We start from the raw sequence: 18,110 nt of genomic DNA, 5'->3' as shown, positions 1-18,110 counted from the left end.
GGTCAATAGGATCCGTTGATGATCACAAGAAAACGGCTGGCGGTCGGAGTCTGTGCTCTGCTCGCCGCCCTGGCGGCCGGGATAGCCGTCCCGGCCGGCGCCGTCGCCGACGAGACGACGGCCCAGGACGCGCCCAAGGTCGATCTCGTCCTCGATGTCAGCGGTTCGATGCGCACCCGGGACATCGACGGTGGCTCGCGCATGGACGCGGCGAAGCAGGCCTTCAACGAGGTGGTGGACGCCACCCCCGAAGAGGTGCGGCTCGGCATCCGGACGCTGGGCGCCAACTACCCGGGAGACGACCGCAGAACGGGCTGCAAGGACACCGCACAGCTCTACCCGGTCGGGCCGCTGAACCGGGACCAGGCCAAGACGGCCGTGGGGACCCTTCAGCCCACCGGCTGGACGCCGATCGGCCCCGCCCTGCTGAAGGCGGCGGACGATCTCGACGGCGGCAACGGTGTGCGCCGTATCGTCCTCATCAGCGACGGCGAGGACACCTGCGGCCCGCTGGACCCGTGCGAGGTGGCCCGCGAGATCGCGGCCAAGGGCATCGGGCTGACCATCGACACGCTGGGACTCGTCCCGAACGCCAAGATGAACCGGCAGTTGAGCTGCATCGCCGAGGCGACCGGTGGCACGTACACCTCGGTGCGCCACAAGGAGGAACTCTCCGGCAAGGTCAACCAGTTGGTGGACCGAACGACGGAGAAGGTCGTGACGCCGGTCGCCGTGGACGGCACCGACCGGTGTGAGGCCGCCCCCGCGCTGAAGTCCGGTCTGTACACGGACCGTGAGGAGTTCGGCCAGCACCGCTTCTACCGCGTGGATGTGAAGCCCGGTCAGGAACTGCGCGCGTCGGTGAGTGTCGCCGACGACCGGCAGATCGGCCCCGACTACGGCGTCTCGCTGCGGGCGTTCACCGTGCACGGACGCGAGATCGTCCGCGGTGAGGCCACGGGCTCGGGCCGCACGGACGTCCTGTCGACGGGTCTGCGCTACCCGAAGGCCGAGAGCGACGAAGAGGACGCGCCCGCCGAGACGGTGTGCCTCCAGGTCGCCAACTCCTTCTCCCCCGCGGCCGGTGTGAAGACCACGCCCGGGTTGCCGCTGGAGCTGACGGTCGACGTCGTCGACGGTCCGGACCAGGCGAGCGACGTGGCCTCCTTCGGCCTCGGGCGCGGCTGGTGGCTGCTCGGCACGCTCGTACTGATCGGCTTCCTCGCGGGTCTGCTGTGGGGCTGGCTGTCGCGCTGGCGGTTCGCGGTCTGGAGGACCAACTGATGCGTATCAGAACAATGTTGACCACCGCGCTCCTCCTGCTGGGGGCCGCCGCGGCCCCGGCCGTCGCCGACGCCTCGCCCTCCGCGAGCCCGTCCGACGACAGCGCGGCGCCCACCTCGGCGGGTACGTCGTTCCGTAACGCGACGGAGATCGAGCAGGGGCAGCAGGCCACGGCGAACGCCTCGACGGGCGACTACCTGTACTGGTCGTTCCCCGCGGACGCCGGGCAGCGGCCCACCGTGAAGGCCACGGTCAAGCTGCCCTCCTCGGCCCGCAGCGGGACGCAGACCTGGCAGCTCGACGTGTACGACGGGCTGCGGCGCCGCCAGGCGTGCCAGTACGGGATGCAGACCCGGACGGCCGCCCAGGACGCGACCTCCGTGGACCTGGCCTGCACGCTGCGCACGGTCCGCGCCTGGTCGGAACCGTGGGCCAACGACCCGCTGCCGGGGACGTACTACATCCGGCTGACCGTGGTGACGCTGGGCACGGGCGACCTCGGCAAGCCGGTGAACGCCGAAGTCCGTGCGGACTCCAAGGAGATCGGCGGCGCGGCGGCGGTGGACGGTTCGCTGTCCCAGCCGCTGGTGCCCGGCATCGCGCTCACCGCGCAGGAGTCCTCGGACGAGGACAAGCCCACGCTGTCCTCGCTGAAGCCGGACGGTGGCTGGACCTCCGGCTGGTGGTCGGACCGCTGGGTGTGGACCGGGATCGGCGCCGTGCTCGCGGCGCTCGCCGGGATCGGCGGCTATGCGCTGACGCGCGGCTCGGGCCGACCGTCGCGGGTGCCGCCGGGGGTCTGAGCCCCGGAACGACACGGGTGGAGGCCCGCCGCGCCCCATGGGGTGCGGCGGGCCTCTTCGCATACGGCGGGTCTCTTCTCGAGGGACGGCGGGGCTCACTCCCCGCGCAGCGCCTTGGCGAGCGCGCCGTCCCCCGACACCTGGACGCGCCCGTCCTGTATGACCTGACGGAGCGTCACCTCCCCTTGTCCCAGGGCCGTACACGTGTCGGCATCCAGCGTGAGGCACGCGTCCGGATTGCTGGGCGCGGCTCCGTTGCCGTAGACCGGCCCGTCCCCGCCGCCCAGCCAGAGATGGAACAGGCCTTCTTCCAGGCGGACTTCGACCAGCCCCTCCCCCTCCCCCTCCACCGAACGCAGCAGCGGCAGGGCGAACCAGTGGGCGCGCACCGCGTCCGTGGGCCGACGCTCGGCGAGCAGAGGTGCGCCCCAGGCATCGAGCGCTTGCAGCACGGGGAGCAACTCCCGCCCACGCGCGGAGAGTTCGTAGACGAAGGCGGCCCCCGGCGGTGGCAGTCGGCGCCGCGTGGTCAGGCCGTCGCGCTCCATGTCCTTCAGCCGGGATGCCAGAACGTCCGTGCTGACGCCGGGCAGATCCGCGTGCAGGTCGGTGTAGCGGCGTGGACCGGCAAGGAGTTCACGGACGATCAGGAGCGTCCAGCGGTCACCCACGGCGTCGAGGGCCCGAGCCGTGGAGCAGTACTGGTCGTAGCTTCGGCGAGGTGACATACGACGCAGTGTAAAGGGTAGGTTGGACTTTCCAAGCGGTCACTTGGTAAAACCAAGGAACCAGTCACCGGGAGGGAAGCGGCTCATGGAGTTCCGGCAGTCGAACAAGCTCAGTGAGGTCTGTTACGAGATCCGCGGCCCGGTGATCGAGCAGGCCAACGCGCTGGAGGAGGCCGGGCACAGCGTGCTGCGCCTGAACACCGGCAACCCCGCGCTCTTCGGCTTCGAGGCGCCGGAGGGCATCCTCCAGGACATGATCCGGATGCTGCCGCGGGCGCACGGATACACGGACTCGCGCGGCATCCTCTCGGCCCGGCGCGCCGTGGCCCAGCGCTACCAGGAGCGGGGCCTGGAGGTCGACGTCGACGACGTCTACCTCGGCAACGGCGTCTCCGAGCTGGTCTCGATGGCCGTACAGGCGCTGGTGGAGGACGGCGACGAAATCCTCATCCCCGCGCCGGACTTCCCCCTGTGGACCGCGGTGACGACGCTGGCGGGCGGCAAGGCGGTGCACTACCTGTGCGACGAACAGGCCGACTGGTACCCGGACTTGGCCGACATGGCGGCGAAGATCACGGACCGGACCAAGGCCGTCGTCATCATCAACCCGAACAACCCCACGGGCGCGGTCTATCCGAAGGAGGTCCTGGAGGGCATCCTCGACCTCGCCCGCCGCCACGGGCTCATGGTCTTCGCGGACGAGATCTACGACCAGATCCTGTACGACGACGCCGTGCACCACACGGCCGCCGCGCTCGCCCCCGACCTGGTGGTCCTCACCTTCTGCGGCCTCTCGAAGTCCTACCGGGTGGCGGGCTTCCGCTCCGGCTGGCTGGTGGTGTCGGGCCCCAGGCAGCACGCCCGCAGCTATCTGGAGGGCCTGTCGATGCTGGCCTCCATGCGGCTGTGCGCCAACGCCCCTGCCCAGTACGCCATTCAGGCCGCGCTCGGCGGCCGTCAGTCCATCGACGACCTGACGGCGCCCGGTGGCCGACTGCGCGAACAGCGCGACCGCGCCTGGGAGAAGCTGAACGAGATCCCCGGTGTGAGCTGTGTGAAGCCGAAGGGCGCGCTCTACGCGTTCCCGCGCCTCGACCCCGAGATCCACAAGATCCATGACGACGAGCGGTTCGTCCTGGACCTGTTGCTGCGCGAGAAGATCCAGGTGGTCCAGGGCACGGGCTTCAACTGGCCCTCCCCCGACCACTTCCGCATCCTCACCCTCCCGCACGCCGACGTCCTGGACACGGCGATCAGCAGGATCGGCCGCTTCCTGAGCGGGTACCGGCAGTAGCCGCGGGCCCTGTGCCGACCGGCGCAATCGACGGTGCGCGGGGCCTGAGAAGGTGTCACCGTACACAGGAAGCGAAAGGGTGCGGCCATGGGTGACCTTCTTCTCGTACGGCACGGTGAGACCGAGTGGTCGCTCTCCGGGCGGCACACCGGACGGACCGACGTCCCGCTCACCGACAACGGTCGCGAGCAGGCGCGTCGGCTGGCCCCGCTGATCGCCCGGCACCACATCGCGACGGCGTTCGTCAGCCCGATGCGGCGGGCGCAGGAGACGGCGCGGCTGGCCGGGGTGGGCGGGGCGCGCGTCGACGCGGATCTGTCCGAGTGGGACTACGGCGGGTACGAGGGGATCACGACCGTCGAGATCCATCGCACCCGGCCCGACTGGTTCCTGTTCACCGACGGCGTGGCGCCCGGTCCGCCCGAGCAGCCCGGGGAGAGCCCGGACGAGGTCGGGGGCCGGGCCGAACGCATGCTCGCCAAGATCGACGCGGCGCTCGCGGAGTCGGAGGGCAGCGTGGTCGTCGTCTCGCACGGGCACTTCCTGCGGGTCCTGGCCGCGCGTCGGCTCGGGCTGCCCGTGTCGGCCGGGGCGCTGTTCCAGCTCTCCACGGGGACGATGAGCCGGTTGAGCACGGAGCATCGGCGCCATGTGGTGGCGGGGTGGAATGTCAGACCCGACGCCTACTGTTCCCATGGGTCCCTCTCCGCGGGGGAAGCGGGGCCCGACCGGCCCTGACCGGCGCACGCGCGCGTCGGCCCCGCGGGAAGGAGTACGCCCCCATGACCCCACCGCCGACCGCCGCGCAGCGACGTGTCATCGACGCCGCCGATCCCGTGACCGGACGGCTGACAGGGACCGAGGCCCAGCTCGCCGCGCTGGTGAAGCGAGGCCTGGCCTTCCGGCATCCGCGTCCGCCGCACGCCCACTTCCTGACTCCCGCCGGGCATCGCATACGCGAGACGCCCGCCGAGGAAGCCGTACGGGCCGCTCCGGTCGCCCCGGCCGCGGCGGACTCGGGCGTGTTCGCCGCGCGGGTCGGCGGCGAGGAGACGGCCGACACCGGGCCCGCCCGGCTGCGGGAAGTGCGGGGCGCCTGGCAGGGGCTGCTGGAGCTGCGCCGGATGACCAGCCCGGACGGTGCCACGGACCGCCCGTGCGGCTGGGAGCGCAAGCATCTCGTCCGCGCGGCCGCGCTCGCCCTGGAGGCGGCGGGCCACCGGCCCGCGACCGGTGACGGCGACGGCTACCGGGTGCGTACGACGCCGCAGCCGGAGGCGGTCGCCGTGCACGGCGCGGACGTCACAGCGCTGCGCGCCTGCGCGGGCACGCTGGAGGCGGCGGGCTGGCAGGTGAGCGAGCACACGGAGCCGCGGTCGAGGGCGCGCTATCTGCTGGCGTCACCGCGACGGGTCTGAGGGACCCCCGACGCCGAGGGGCGCGTATCACCGGTCCCCGTCTCCATCGCGTGGGTCGTGTCCCGTCGCGGCCCCAGGTGATGGAAGACCAGGTTCAGCAGCACCGCCGTCACACAGCCGGTCGAGATGCCCGAGTCCAGGACGATCCGCGCGGTGTCCGGGAAGGCGTGATAGAAGTCCGGGGCCGCGATCGGGATCATGCCGACGGCCAGGGAGACGGCCACGATCAGTAGGTTGTCGCCCTTCTCCAGACCCGCGCGGACCAGGGTCTGGATGCCGCTCGCGGCCACCGAGCCGAACAGGACCACGCCCGCGCCGCCTAGGGCGTGTTTCGAAAGTAGCGTCGTCCGCCCGGAGGGCGGGCCCCGCGGCGTCTGGTGCGGTGCATCGCAAGGCGGAGGGTTGCCCGCGTACTGGATGTACGCGGGCAATCCCGACAACGCGGCGAGGTGCCGTGCCAGGCGTCGCGGGGCAGACGGGACTTTCGAAACACGCCCTAGCACCGGGCGCGGTACGACGGCGATGAGGGCGGCGGCCATCGGGCACAGGCCCATCAGCACCAGGAAGCCACCGCCCGTGGCGACGACGTAGCGGCTGCGGACACGGGTCATGGCGACCAGGCCGATGTTCTGCGCGAAGGCGCTGCACATGAAGCCGTTGAAGACGGGGGCGATCGCAGAGCCGAGGGTGTCGGCGCGCAGCCCGGCCGCGATGGTCCGCTCGTCCGCGGGCCGTTCGACGATCTCGCCGAGCGCGAGCATGTCCGCCGTGGACTCGGTCATGCTGACCACCATCACCACGCACATCGACAGGATCGCGGCCGACTGGAACCGCGGGGCCCCGAAGTGGAACGGCGTGGGGAAGCCGACCACGTGCGCGTCGACCACCGGGCCGAAGTCCGTGACCCCGAACGGGATCGCGATGAGGGTGCCCGCGACCAACCCGATCAGGACGGCGATCTGCTGGGCGAAGCCCCGGGTGAAGCGGCGCAGCAGCAGCACGATGACGAGGGTGCCCCCGGCGAGGCCCACGTTGCCCGCCGAACCGTAGTCGTGCGCCGCCGGGTCGGGGCCCTGCGCCCAGCCGAAGGCGACGGGCAGCAGCGAGATGCCGATGAGGGTGATCACGCTGCCGGTGACGACGGGTGGGAAGAAGCGGACGGCCTTGCAGAAGACGGGAGCGCACAGGAAGCCGAGGAGTCCGGCGACGATGACCGCGCCGAAGATGACCGGCAGGGCGTCGGAGCGGTCCTTCGTGGCGGCGACGATCGCGGTCATGGGGGCGACCCCGGCGAAGGTGACGCCGTTGACGAACGGCAGCCGGGCCCCGATCTTCCAGACGCCGAGGGTCTGCAGGACGGTGGCCAGGCCCGCGGTGAACAGGCAGGCGCCGGTGAGGAAGGTCAGGTCGGTGGCGGACAGGCCGATAGCCGCGCCGACGATCAGGGGCGGGGCGACGACTCCCGCGTACATGGCGGCGACGTGTTGCAGGCCGCTGGTCGCCGTTCTGAGGGCGGGCAGTGTCTCGTCAACGGGGTGCGCGGCCACGGTGGTTCCTCCGGTCGGCGGTGACGCCCGGCCGGAAGCTCATGTCGCCCTTCCGGCCGGGGTGTTCAGCTGCTCGGGCCCTGCGCGGTGATCCGCGCGAGGCGTTGCGCCTCCGTCCGCGTGGAGCGGGCGATCGCGGCCTCGTCGACATGCACCAGCCCGCCGTTCTCCACGACCGGCTCACCGCCCACGAGCGCGAGCGTGACCGGGGCCGCCGCGCCGAGGACCAGCGCGGTCACCGGGTCGGCGATCGAGGCGTGGGCCAGCGTGTCCAGCCTCCACAGCACGAGGTCGGCGAGCTTGCCCGGTTCGAGGGAGCCGATCTCCCGTGCCCTGCCCAGGACTTGGGCGCCACCGTAGGTGCCGAGACGTAATGCCTGACGGGCCGTCAGCGCGGCCTCGCGATGGGCGCCCAGGCGGTTGATGAGGACGGCGTTGCGCAGTTCGGTGTGGAGTTCACCGGACTCGTTGGACGCGGTGCCGTCGACACCGAGGCCGACCGGGACGCCCGCGGCGAGCAGGTCGGGTACGCGGGCGATGCCCGCCGCCAGACGGGCGTTGGACGACGGGCAGTGGGCGACGCCCGTCCCGGTGCGGGCGAAGGCCGCGATGTCGGAGTCGTTCATATGGACGCAGTGCGCCATCCACACGTCCTCGCCGAGCCAGCCGGTGGACTCGAAGTAGTCGGTGGGGCCCATGCCGAACAACTCCCGGCAGAACCGCTCCTCTTCGACGGTCTCGGAGCCATGGGTGTGCAGCCGTACGCCCTTGCTCCGCGCCAACTCCGCTGATGTGCGAAGGAGTTCGGTCGAGACGGAGAAGGGTGAGCAGGGGGCCACGGCCACCTGGGTCAGGGCGCCGAAGGAGGCGTCGTGGTGTTCCTTGACGGTCGCCTCGGTGGCGGCCAGCGCGCCCTGAAGGGTCTCGACGGCGAAGTCCGGGGGCAGTCCGCCGTCCGAGGCACCGCGGTCCATGGAGCCGCGGGCGAGGGTGAAGCGGAGGCCCGTCTCGCGGGCGGCGCGGACGACGGCGCCGGACAGGTCGCCGGAGCCCTTCGGGTAGATGTAGTGGTGATCCATGGCGGTGGTGACACCGCCGCGGGCCATCATCGCCAGGGAGCCCCGCGCGGCGGCGTACACCATCTCCTCGTCGATGCGCGCCCAGATCGGATACAGCGCGACGAGCCAGTCGAAGAGGTTGTGGTCCGTGGCCAGGCCGCGGGTGAGCCACTGGTAGAAGTGGTGGTGGGTGTTGACGAGGCCGGGGGTCAGCAGATGTCCGGAGGCGTCGACGCGGCGTACGACGTTCGCCAGGCCCTCGGGGGCCCGGCCCGCGCCGACCGCCTCGATACGGCTGCCGTTGACGACGAGGTGTCCCGAGGCGTACTCGGTGTCCGCGGCGTCCACGGTCGCGATCGAGCAGTTCTCGATGACGATGCGCCGGGGTGCTGCCATGGGCGCTCCTTTCGCTCTGCGCGGGGGGCCGGAGAGGGCCGGGCCACCGGCGGACGCGTCACAGGGTGCTGAGGTCCACGGGGATTTGCGCCGCGCAGCCCTCCCGCAGGACGGTGGCCTCGATCAGACCGTAGGGACGGTCGGCGGCGAAGTACACGGCGCCGTCCGCGGTGGCGTTCTCCAGCCCGAACGGCTCGAGGTCGACCAGGAAGTGATGCTTGTTCGGGAGCGAGAGGCGGACCTCGTCGATCTCGTCGCGCTGCTCGATGACACGCGCGCCCATCTGGTACAGCGTCTGCTGCAACGACAGGGAGTAGGTCCCGGCGAACGCCTGGAGCAGATGCTTGCGGATCTCCTCGTAGGACTTCTCCCACGGGGGCACGGGCTGCTCGTCGCCGCTCCACCGGAACCGCCAGCGACCGGAGACCTCCGTGGCCAGGACGCGGTCGTGCGTCTCGGGGAGCGTCGTGTACTTGTCCTTCGCGTAGCCCCAGAACTCGGAGTCGGTCGTGTTCATCACGACGAGGTCCTTGAGCCCGGAGACGACCTCCCAGGACGAGCCGTCATAGGTGATCTGGGCGAGGCGGGTCTCCTGGCCCTTGCGGACGAAGGAGTGCCGGGGCGCGTCGGCGCCGAGGGGCCCGGGGTCCGCGTCGGAGGCCTCGATGCGTTCCCAGGCGTACTCCTCGATCCGGACACGGGCGCGGTGGATGGGCTCCTGCGAGGTGACGAAGTGCCGGGCGAGGTGGATGCCGAACTGCTCGGCGGACTCGATGCCGTACTCCTTGGCGAACGCGTACACCGTGTTCTTGGTGGTGTCGGTCGGCAGAACATGGGCGTTGGAGCCGGAGTAGTGGACCTCCTCCATGGCGCCGCGGAGCGACACCGAGACGTTCAGGTCCTTGAGGTGGTGGGTGGCGCCGTCCCGCGTGACCTTCACGACGCGCGTCTCGGCCTTGCCGTACTGGTTCTGCCCGAGGATCACGGGGCGGGCGGGGCGGGTGTGTTCTGCCATGGGTCTGCTAGCTCCCTCGGTATACGGAGTAGCCGAACGGACTGAGCAGCAGCGGTACGTGGTAGTGCTCCCCGGCCGCGACGGCGAACGTGATCGCGACCTCCGGGAAGAACACTCCGGGCGCACCGGCCGGGTGCTTCTCGGCGTACGGTTCCACGGCGAAGTCGAGCCGTACGTGGGTGGTTCCCTCCGGCGGGGCCGGGAGGTCCTGGCACCGCCCGTCGGCGCCGGTCGTGGAGCCGCCGAGCTGCTGCCAGTCGGCGTCGCGCCCGCTGCGGGCGGCGAGCCGGACGGCGATGCCCTCGGCGGGACGGCCGGCGCTGGTGTCCAGGATGTGCGTGGACACGGAGGCCGTGGTGCTGCTGCTCATGCTCGGGCGTCCTCTTCGACGAGTCGGGCCAGTCGGATGCGGTTGATCCTGCCCAGTTCGGTACGGGCGATCTCCCACTCCCGCTCCGGCGCGTTGCCGATGCGCTCCTCGATCGCGTCACGCATCTGCTCACCGGTCCGGCCGGTCGCGCAGAGCAGGAAGACATGCCCGAACTTCTCCTGGTAGGCCAGGGTGAGGTCGAGCATCTCCGCCCTGAGGTCCGCGGAGGCGTCGGACATGCCGCGCTGCTCGCGGACCGAGGCCGGATCGCCGGGGGCGGGGCGGCCTATCGGGGGGTGCCCGGCCATCGCCTCCGCCAGGTCGGCCGTGGTCAGTCCGGCCGTGGCGGCGTCGCTCGCGGCGTGGAGAGCGGCGGTGGTGGCGTAGGGGCGGGCGGCGAGCAGCACGCGCACCCACGCCGTGCAGGCGCACACCTGGTGGAGCACGGCGAACGCCGCGGACTCCTCCAGTGCGTTGAACCGGGCCAGGCCCGGGGGCGCGGACGTCGAGGTCACGGGAACCTCCGGGGCGGGGGTGACCTTCGTGCTGAGCGGGCTGCGGCTCAGCTAACGCCCTTCGTCACGCGGCGTCAACGGCGTGCGGAGGATTCGGGGGGCCGCGAAGGGCCCCGCCGCTCGGGCCCGTGCGCCCCGGCCCGGTCCACCTACGGCAGCGCGCGTACCCCGCCTACGCAACCCTCAAATGAACCTCTGAACACGGGCGGCAAGGCTTCAACTCCCCCCGTGCCTGGGCACATTCTCGGCGTACGGGGCCCGCCGGCACGGGGGCGGCGGGCCCTGCGGGAGGGGTCGGCCCGGAGATGGCGGTCCGTCGGGGGGCGACCGTCATCGCCGGGCCGTGAGGGGGTGTCGGTGCCGCCGAGTGGCCGGTGCCGAGTGGATTGTCAGTGCCGGGCGCTAGGTTCCTCGCATGACCTATGGAGAAGGCACGATCGAGCGCGTCAGGCCGCAGCAGTTCCACGAGACCGTCGGCCTGGAGGACTGGCGGGTCCTCGGTGAGGGAGCGTGCGCGTACTTCCGTACGGGATCGCTGGCCGTCGGCGCGAAGCTGGTGCAGGCGATCAGCGAACTGCCGGGCGTCGACTCCGGCCACCCCGACATCGATGTGCGCTACGACGGTGTGACCGTCCGTCTGATCACCCTCGCCAGTGACTTCTACGGGCTGAGCGAGCGGGACGTGGAGCTGGCCCGGCGGATCACCGCCGTGGCGCGCACGCTCGGGATACCGGCGGACCCGTCGGCCGTGCAGACCGTCCAGGTCACCGTCGACGCCCTGTCCGGTCCCGCCGTGGTGCGGTTCTGGCGGGCCCTGCTCGGCTATGACGACCGTGCGAACAGCCCGGAGGACCTGATCGACCCGCAGCGTCGCGGGGCGCCGTTCTACTTCCAGCAGATGGACGCGCCGCGCCCGCAGCGCAACCGGGTCCACGTCGACGTCTGGGTGCCCTATGACCGGGCCGAGGCCCGGATAGCCGAGGCCGTCGCCGCCGGTGGCCGCCTGGTGGACGACTCCAACGCGCCCGGACACTGGGTGCTGGCCGACCCCGAAGGCAACGAGGCCTGTGTCGGGACCGCAGGCTGGACCGGCCCGGCGCCCGCCCGGCGGTGACCGCGCACCTCACTCACACACGGTGCGGTCACATAGGCCTGTGATAGGAACGGGCGGTGTCCGGTACGCAGATTGACGTGGTGATCGCTGACGACCAGGAGCTGGTACGGGCGGGCTTCGGCCTGATCCTGGGGGCGCAACCGGGCATCCGGGTCGTCGGTGAGGCCGCTGACGGTGTGGCCTGCATCGAGCTGGCACGTCGCTTGCGTCCACAGGTGGTGCTGGTCGATATCCGTATGCCGCGACTGGACGGCCTGGAAGTGGTGCGGCAGTTGGCCGGCCCGGGTGTCACCGATCCCCTGAACGTGGTGGTGATCACCACGTTCGACCAGGACGACTACGTACGCACCGCGCTGCGCAACGGCGCCTGCGGGTTCCTGTTGAAGGACGCCTCACCGGGGCTGCTGGTCGAGGCCGTGCAGGCGGCGGCGCGCGGGGACGCGCTGGTGTCGCCCGCGGTGACGGTGCGGCTGTTGCGGCGGCTGGAGGAGACCGAGCGGGGTGTGGCCTCGGGAGGGGCAGACGCCGCGGGGCTGAGTGAGCGCGAGCGGGACATCGTGCGCCTGGTGGCCGTGGGCCGCACCAACCAGGAGATCTGCGACGAGCTGTTCCTGTCGCTGTCGACGGTGAAGACCTATCTGGGGCGGATCCAGGTCAAGCTCGATGCCCGGAACCGGGTCGAGGTGGCGGCGTGGGCCTGGGAACACGGGGTCGTCCGTTCCGGACGGTGACGCGCTACGGGATCAGCGCGGGCGGGGTGGTGCGGGGCAGGGTCGCCCGGACCTGCCAGCCGCCGCCGGGCAGCGGCCCCGCGTGCAGGGTGCCGTCGAGGGCTTCGACACGTTCTTGCAGACCCAGCAGGCCGAAGCCGCCACGGCCACCGGTGGGAAGGGCGGACGCTCGGGACGGCGGGGTGTTGGTGACGGTCACCCGCAGCCAGTCCGGTTCGGCGTCCAGGTGGACCACGGTCCGGGTGCCCGGCGCATGGCGGCGGACATTGGTGAGGGCTTCCTGAACCAGACGGTGCACGGAGACCTCCACTTCGGGGCTGAGACGGGCGGTGCGGGCGGCTGCTGTGGCCTCCAGTCGTGCCGCGCCCTCGTCGTGGGTGCCGGACGAGTGGGCGGAGACGAGGTCGGCGAGTTCGGTGAGCAGGTCGCCGGGGCGCAGCGCGGTGTGGTTGTCCTCCCGTAGGACGCGTACCAGGCGCCGCATGGACTCCAGGGTCTCGGTGCCGGACCGGGCGATGTTGTGCAGGATCGGTTCGGCCTTGTCGGGTGCCGCGGAGTGGATGGTCAGGGCGGCGTTGGCCTGGACGATGATGTCGGTCATGTGATGGGCGATGAGGTCGTGCAGATCGCGGGCGAGGGCGAGGCGTTCGGCCTGGCGGACCTCACGGACGGTGCGCTCCCTGCGGGCCTCGAGGGCCCGGATGGCGCAGCCGATGGTGACGCAGACGGCCAGCGCGACGGTCAGCGCGTAGCCCCCGGCGACGAACGTCGACCACGAGCGGCTGCGCAGCGGTAGGAGCAGCGTGTCCGCGCAGATCGCGAGGGTCCAGGCGGCTGCCGTGGCGGGCCTGCCGGGGTGTGCCGTGGTGCGGATGGTGAGGAACAGCAGCCCGGTTGTCTCCAGCGCTCCCCACCAGGGCAGGGCGCGTGGTTCGGCCAGGCTCCACAGCGTCAGCGCGAGGGAGAGCGTCACGACGACGGCGACGCGCCTGTCCAGGGACGGTGACCAGGGGGTGTCGAGGGCGGCGAGGACGGTCAGCGGGCCGGTGACGAGCAGGGGCAGCCAGGTGGTGGGGGAACCGAAGGGGTCGGGGCTCCGGCTGAGCAGGATGAGATCCGCGGTCCAGGTGAGGGCGAACGCGAGCAGAGCGCTGACGGTCAGGAGCCGTCTGACAGAGACGAGCCCTCTGACGGCCGGGGTGAGCGGAAGGTGCCAGTCCACGGGTCTCAGCGTAGGAGCGTGAGCCGATGTCCGTGTCGGCCGAATGACCGACAGACCGGCGTGCGACCAGTACGTACGGCTGACGTGGCGGGCGGTGGCGCGCCGGAATCATGGTGAGGACGGCGGTCGGTGCCCCTCCTCGTGGCGCGCCGCCGATCGGCGCGCCGTCACGGATCGACGGCGGCGTCGCCTTCGTGACCTCCGGCCTTCGGTCAAGCCCCGCTGACCGGCTCGCCCCGATTCGCACCAGAAGAGAGTCCTCCCACCCTCATGGCCACCTTCCTGCACCGGATCGGCCGGGCCGCGTTCCAGCGGCGCCGGCTGGTGCTGTTCCTCTGGGTCATCGTCCTCGGCGCCGTGGGCGCCGCCGCGGCGAACAGCTCCGGCGGCGCCACGTCCGCCTTCACCCTGCCCGGCACCGAGGCCCAGCGCGCCAACGACCTGCTGGGTGAGAAGTTCCCCGCGGCCAACGCCGAGGGCGCCACCGCCCGCGTGGTGCTGCGCGCCCCGGACGGCGAGAAGATCACCGACTCGCGGTACCGGGCCGTGACGACCTCGACGTTGAAGGACCTCAAGGGTTCCTCCTCCCACATCGCGTCCGTGAGCGACCCCTTCACCGGCGGCGCCGTGAGCAAGGACGGTACGACCGTCTACGCCCAGGTCGTCTACCGGACCGCGCCCACCGGGCTGACCGACCGCGATCACGAGCGGTTCGACGCGGCGCTGGCCAAGGGCCGTGGCACGGGTCTGACCGTGGAGGCCTCCGGAAGCGCGCTGGCCCCGGCGCAGCAGGCGTCGTCCGCCGAGGCCATCGGTTTCGCCCTGGCGGCGGTCATCCTGCTCATCACGCTCGGCTCCCTCGTCGCCGCGGGTCTGCCGCTGCTGACGGCCGTGATCGGGGTCGGCGTGAGCGTGGCCGCGATCACCGCGCTGAGTTCGGTGTTCGATCTGAACAGCAGCACCTCGGCGCTCGCGACGATGCTGGGCATCGCCGTCGGCATCGACTACGCGCTGTTCATCGTCTCCCGCTACCGCGCCGAACGCGCCGCGGGATTCGACGCGCGTGAGGCGGCGGGCCGGGCCAATGGCACCGCGGGGTCGGCCGTCGTCTTCGCCGGTCTGACCGTGATGATCGCCCTCGTCGGTCTGACCGTCGTCAACCTGCCGGTGCTGACCGCCATGGGCATCGCCGCCGCCGGAGCCGTCGCCGTCGCCGTACTGGTCGCGATCACCCTCGTACCGGCGTTGCTGGGGTTCGCCCCGGAACGCTCCCGGGGACGCGCCCGTGACCGTGCCGCCGCCGACACCGCCGCGGGTACGCGGGACACGGCCGTCGGCCGCGGAGGCCGTGACGGCAAGGCGGCGCTCGGCGAGCGGTGGGCCGCGACGATTCTGCGACGGCCGGCGCTGGTCCTCCTCGCCGCCGCGGCGGCCCTGATCGTGATCGCGCTTCCGGCGACGAAGCTGGAGCTCGGCCTGCCGGACGACAGCACCCAGCCGACCTCCACCACCCAGCGCAAGGCGTACGACATGCTGTCGGCGTCCTTCGGTGAGGGCTTCAACGGCCCCCTGACCGTGGTCGTCACCGACCAGGACGCGGCCACCGCCCGGAAGGCCGCCACCGACATGCGGTCGGCGATCGGCACGTTCGGCGACGTGGCCGCGGTGGCCCCCGCGGTGTTCAACCCGGCCGGCGACACCGCCATCATCTCCGTCGTCCCGAGGAGCGCCCCCTCCAGCGACGCGACGAAGGGCCTCGTCAGCGACATCCGCGCGCTTGCCGCAAAGACCGAGCGCGCCTCCGGCGCCCAGGGCATGGTCACCGGCACCACCGCGTTGAACATCGACGTCTCCGACAAGTTCAGCGCCGCCCTGATGCCCTATCTCCTGGTCGTCGTCGGTCTCGCGATCCTGGTACTGACCCTGGTCTTCCGCTCGGTCCTCGTGCCGGTGAAGGCCGCCCTCGGCTTCCTGCTGTCGGTGCTCGCCTCGCTCGGCGCGGTGGTCGCGGTCTTCCAGTGGGGCTGGCTGAAGGACCTGTTCGGGATCGAGCAGACGGGGCCGATCATGAGCCTGATGCCGATCCTCACCGTGGGCATCGTCTTCGGCCTCGCCATGGACTACCAGGTCTTCCTCGTCACCCGTATCCGCGAGGCGTATGTACACGGCGCCGACCCGCGCCAGGCCATCACCCTGGGATTCCGGCACAGCGCCAAGGTCATCACCGCCGCGGCGATCATCATGATCTGTGTGTTCGCCGGGTTCATCGGCTCCGGCGAACCGGTCATCAAGGCGCTCGGCTTCGGTCTGGCGGTCGCGGTCGCCTTCGACGCGTTCCTCGTCCGTATGACCATCGTGCCCGCCGCCCTCGCCCTGCTCGGCCGCCGCGCCTGGTCTCTGCCCGCCTGGCTGGACCGCGTCCTGCCGAACGTCGACATCGAGGGAGAGAAGCTGACCGAGAGGGGCCCGGCCCCCTCTCGACTCGCCGCTCCCACACAGGACTTCAGTGGGCGTCGCTGATCCCGTGGTCAGGCGGAGCCGACGAGGAAGGGGCGCATCATCTCGTTGTCCTCGTGTTCCAGCATGTGGCAGTGCCACATGAAGCGACCGGCCTTGCCGAAGCGGACCTTGACGCGGGTGATCTCGTGCGGATACGCGAACACCGTGTCCTTGTAACCGCGTTCCCACACCGGCGGCAGTCGGCGGGCGCCTCCCGAGAGGGGTTGCCGGTCGACGACCTGGAACTGGATCTCGTGGATGTGGATGGGGTGGGCGTCGGTCGTGAAGTTGTGGAACTCCCAGATCTCCGTCGCCCCTGGCGCGGGGTTCTCCGTGATGGGGTCGTGCCACCCCATCGGCTTCGGCTTGCCCTGTGCGTCGACGGTGCCGAGCAGCACCTGGCGGGGGCTCACGTGCGGCAGGCGGGCGGAGGGCAGTTCGTTGAGGCTGAGCCGACGGGTGAGGTGGGCCGCGCCCAGTGGCTCGAAGTGGGGCAGGGTGAGCTGCTCGGGGGGTGTCGAGGGGTCCGGCGCGGTGAGGGGCTCGACCACGAACTTCATGACCTGCCCGGTGGTCCGTGCGTCCGCCGCGGTGAAGTCCTTGCCGGGCGTTCCGCCCGTGTACACGGCGTCCGGGCCCTCGTTGATCAGATACAGCTCGGTGCCGACCGGGAAGGACGTGAAGTCGGCGATGACGTCGGCGCGTTCGGCCGGTGCGAGGAGCAGGTCCTCGCGTCGGACGGGCGCGGGCAGGAAGCCGCCTTCACTGCCGAGCTGCCACCAGGCGAACGCCGCCGGTGCGGGGCGGTGGGCCGCCGGGTCGGTGACGGTCTTCAGGATCAGGGAGCGCGCGTTGCAGCCGTTGAGGAACCGGAACCGGTAGCGCCGGGGTTCCACGCGGAGCACCGGCCAGGTACGGCCGTTGACGATCATCGCGTTGCCGAAGTACTCCGGGTTCCAGATCGGCGCGATGTCGCTGCCGGGCGCGTAGGGGCCCTTGAACCCGTCGAAGTCGGCCCGGCTCGACGGATAGGACAGGCTGCCGTCGGCGCGGAACGAGCGGTCCTGGACGAGGATCGGGATCTCGTGGTAACGCGTGTCGGGTGGGTCGCCGAGGCGTGGTGCGGGTCCGGGCAGGACGCCGTCCTCGATGTCGGAGGGCCCGCCGCGCAGCAGATAGAAGCCGGCCAACCCGGCGTACACGTTCAGTCGGGTCAGGCCGAGGGTGTGGTCGTGGAACCAGAGCGTGGTGGCCCGGCCGGGGTTGTCGTAGTGGTAGACGGCGTTCCCCGGCCCCCAGGGCACCCCGTGCGCCTGCTCCGACTTCTTCGCGAACTCCTCGTAGAAGGAGCCGATGCGCGCGTAGCCGCGGGGGATGTCGTGCGCGTCGGGCAGGTACCACGCCTCGGCGTACCCGTCGCTGGTCTCGCCGTTCGTCCCGCCGTGCAGATGGGTCACCATGGGCACCGGCCCTCGGTACGGCCCGGGTGTCGCGGTGAACATGGGGTGCGCGTCCCGCCCCGCGACTCCGCCCGGCGGGTTGGCCCAGTGCAGGGTGGGGTCGACGGGCAGCAGAGGCGGCAGGAACCGGCCCTTGCCGTCGACCAGTTGGTTGACCCATCGCACCTGGACCGGCCGGTTCCAGGTGGCCTCGACGGTGCAGGAGGGGGTCCGGAACGTCTCCGGGTGCGCGGGCGATCCGTATCCCCAGACCGTGGTGGCGGGTCTGCCCGGGGGGAGTATCTGCTGGCGGAACTGGCGGGCGGCGATCGTGTACGTGTCCGGGTCGGCGCCGTCCGGCGGCATGACCTCGGGTATCGGGAGGTCGGCGGCGTACTTCTCTATCTCGGCGGGATCGAGCTCCCCGCCGTCGTGCGGGGCCGCCTTACCGGAGACGAGCACCAGGGACGTTCCGCCCGCGACACCCGCCTGGAGCACTCGCCGCCTACTGATCATGGTTCTCCACACGTCGACATCGGCCAGGTCGGTGGGGACACACAGCACGGGAGCACCACGCTGCGGACTCCCGATTCCCGGCCATCGTGGCACCGCCCGCACGGGAACGCGCGACAGCGACCCCCTTCCGGGGGACGCCCTGACGACGCCAGCGGGCCAGC

The 18,110-nt window shown here is 71.5% G+C and carries 16 protein-coding genes; 8 read left to right on the top strand and 8 right to left on the bottom strand.

Going from position 1 to position 18,110, the window contains the following annotated elements; translation table 11 throughout:
- Nucleotides 1-18: 18 nt before the first annotated feature.
- A complete protein-coding gene (locus tag ACZ60T_RS18885; protein ID WP_365623259.1) occupies nucleotides 19-1,284 on the top strand; it encodes a VWA domain-containing protein in 1,266 nt (421 codons plus the stop codon).
- Nucleotides 1,284-2,087: a hypothetical protein gene (locus ACZ60T_RS18880; RefSeq protein WP_469666899.1), complete on the top strand. Its 804-nt coding sequence runs from the start codon at nucleotides 1,284-1,286 to the stop codon at nucleotides 2,085-2,087. The genes ACZ60T_RS18885 and ACZ60T_RS18880 overlap by 1 nt, the downstream gene beginning before the upstream one ends.
- Before the next feature lie 95 nt (nucleotides 2,088-2,182).
- On the opposite strand, the gene ACZ60T_RS18875 is transcribed toward ACZ60T_RS18880, so the two are convergent.
- Nucleotides 2,183-2,815 carry a winged helix-turn-helix transcriptional regulator gene (locus tag ACZ60T_RS18875; protein ID WP_469666898.1) on the bottom strand — a complete coding sequence of 211 codons (633 nt, stop codon included), beginning with the start codon at nucleotides 2,813-2,815 and terminating at the stop codon, nucleotides 2,183-2,185.
- An 85-nt stretch (nucleotides 2,816-2,900) separates the two neighbouring features.
- On the opposite strand from ACZ60T_RS18875, the gene ACZ60T_RS18870 reads away from it, so the two are divergent.
- The 3 genes from ACZ60T_RS18870 to ACZ60T_RS18860 all read left to right on the top strand — a co-directional run bounded on the left by ACZ60T_RS18870 (nucleotide 2,901) and on the right by ACZ60T_RS18860 (nucleotide 5,527).
- Nucleotides 2,901-4,109 (top strand): pyridoxal phosphate-dependent aminotransferase, encoded by a 1,209-nt coding sequence (locus ACZ60T_RS18870; protein WP_365623264.1) that lies wholly within the window; start codon nucleotides 2,901-2,903, stop codon nucleotides 4,107-4,109.
- A gap of 87 nt (nucleotides 4,110-4,196) precedes the next feature.
- Complete coding sequence (locus tag ACZ60T_RS18865) at nucleotides 4,197-4,847, top strand: histidine phosphatase family protein (protein ID WP_365623266.1); 651 nt, start codon at nucleotides 4,197-4,199, stop codon at nucleotides 4,845-4,847.
- Nucleotides 4,848-4,891: 44 nt separating this feature from the next.
- Nucleotides 4,892-5,527, top strand: a complete 636-nt coding sequence (locus ACZ60T_RS18860) for a hypothetical protein (protein ID WP_469666896.1) — start codon at nucleotides 4,892-4,894, stop codon at nucleotides 5,525-5,527.
- On the opposite strand, the gene ACZ60T_RS18855 is transcribed toward ACZ60T_RS18860, so the two are convergent.
- The 5 genes from ACZ60T_RS18855 to uraD all read right to left on the bottom strand — a co-directional run bounded on the left by ACZ60T_RS18855 (nucleotide 5,497) and on the right by uraD (nucleotide 10,428).
- Nucleotides 5,497-7,074, bottom strand: a complete 1,578-nt coding sequence (locus ACZ60T_RS18855; RefSeq protein ID WP_469666894.1) for a nucleobase:cation symporter-2 family protein — start codon at nucleotides 7,072-7,074, stop codon at nucleotides 5,497-5,499. The two genes, ACZ60T_RS18860 and ACZ60T_RS18855, sit on opposite strands and share 31 nt — an antisense overlap.
- 65 nt (nucleotides 7,075-7,139) lie before the next feature.
- The gene (locus tag ACZ60T_RS18850) at nucleotides 7,140-8,528 is read right to left on the bottom strand and encodes an 8-oxoguanine deaminase (RefSeq protein WP_469666893.1); all 1,389 of its coding nucleotides are present in this window, start codon (nucleotides 8,526-8,528) and stop codon (nucleotides 7,140-7,142) included.
- A 58-nt stretch (nucleotides 8,529-8,586) separates the two neighbouring features.
- The gene (pucL, locus tag ACZ60T_RS18845; protein ID WP_469666892.1) at nucleotides 8,587-9,543 is read right to left on the bottom strand and encodes a factor-independent urate hydroxylase; all 957 of its coding nucleotides are present in this window, start codon (nucleotides 9,541-9,543) and stop codon (nucleotides 8,587-8,589) included.
- Between the two features lie 7 nt (nucleotides 9,544-9,550).
- Nucleotides 9,551-9,913, bottom strand: coding sequence for a hydroxyisourate hydrolase (uraH, locus tag ACZ60T_RS18840; RefSeq protein ID WP_469666891.1), 363 nt, complete (start codon nucleotides 9,911-9,913; stop codon nucleotides 9,551-9,553).
- Nucleotides 9,910-10,428: a 2-oxo-4-hydroxy-4-carboxy-5-ureidoimidazoline decarboxylase gene (gene uraD, locus ACZ60T_RS18835; protein ID WP_469666889.1), complete on the bottom strand. Its 519-nt coding sequence runs from the start codon at nucleotides 10,426-10,428 to the stop codon at nucleotides 9,910-9,912. Before uraD ends, uraH begins: the two co-directional genes overlap by 4 nt.
- 415 nt (nucleotides 10,429-10,843) lie before the next feature.
- On the opposite strand from uraD, the gene ACZ60T_RS18830 reads away from it, so the two are divergent.
- Both ACZ60T_RS18830 and ACZ60T_RS18825 read left to right on the top strand, forming a co-directional pair.
- Entirely contained in the window at nucleotides 10,844-11,542 is a 699-nt protein-coding gene (locus ACZ60T_RS18830; protein ID WP_469666888.1) for a VOC family protein, read from the top strand.
- 77 nt (nucleotides 11,543-11,619) lie between these two features.
- On the top strand, nucleotides 11,620-12,273 hold the full coding sequence (locus ACZ60T_RS18825; protein WP_469666887.1) for a response regulator: 654 nt from the start codon (nucleotides 11,620-11,622) through the stop codon (nucleotides 12,271-12,273).
- A gap of 4 nt (nucleotides 12,274-12,277) precedes the next feature.
- On the opposite strand, the gene ACZ60T_RS18820 is transcribed toward ACZ60T_RS18825, so the two are convergent.
- Complete coding sequence (locus ACZ60T_RS18820; RefSeq protein WP_469666886.1) at nucleotides 12,278-13,495, bottom strand: sensor histidine kinase; 1,218 nt, start codon at nucleotides 13,493-13,495, stop codon at nucleotides 12,278-12,280.
- 270 nt (nucleotides 13,496-13,765) lie between these two features.
- Here ACZ60T_RS18820 and ACZ60T_RS18815 point away from each other — a divergent pair, with 270 nt between their 5' ends.
- Entirely contained in the window at nucleotides 13,766-16,015 is a 2,250-nt protein-coding gene (locus tag ACZ60T_RS18815) for an MMPL family transporter (protein ID WP_469666884.1), read from the top strand.
- Nucleotides 16,016-16,023: 8 nt separating this feature from the next.
- On the opposite strand, the gene ACZ60T_RS18810 is transcribed toward ACZ60T_RS18815, so the two are convergent.
- On the bottom strand, nucleotides 16,024-17,949 hold the full coding sequence (locus ACZ60T_RS18810; protein WP_469666883.1) for a multicopper oxidase family protein: 1,926 nt from the start codon (nucleotides 17,947-17,949) through the stop codon (nucleotides 16,024-16,026).
- Nucleotides 17,950-18,110 lie beyond the last annotated feature (161 nt).

It is taken from the genome of Streptomyces sp. NPDC104371, assembly GCF_055583785.1.
This window is presented reverse-complemented; position numbering and strand designations above follow the sequence as displayed.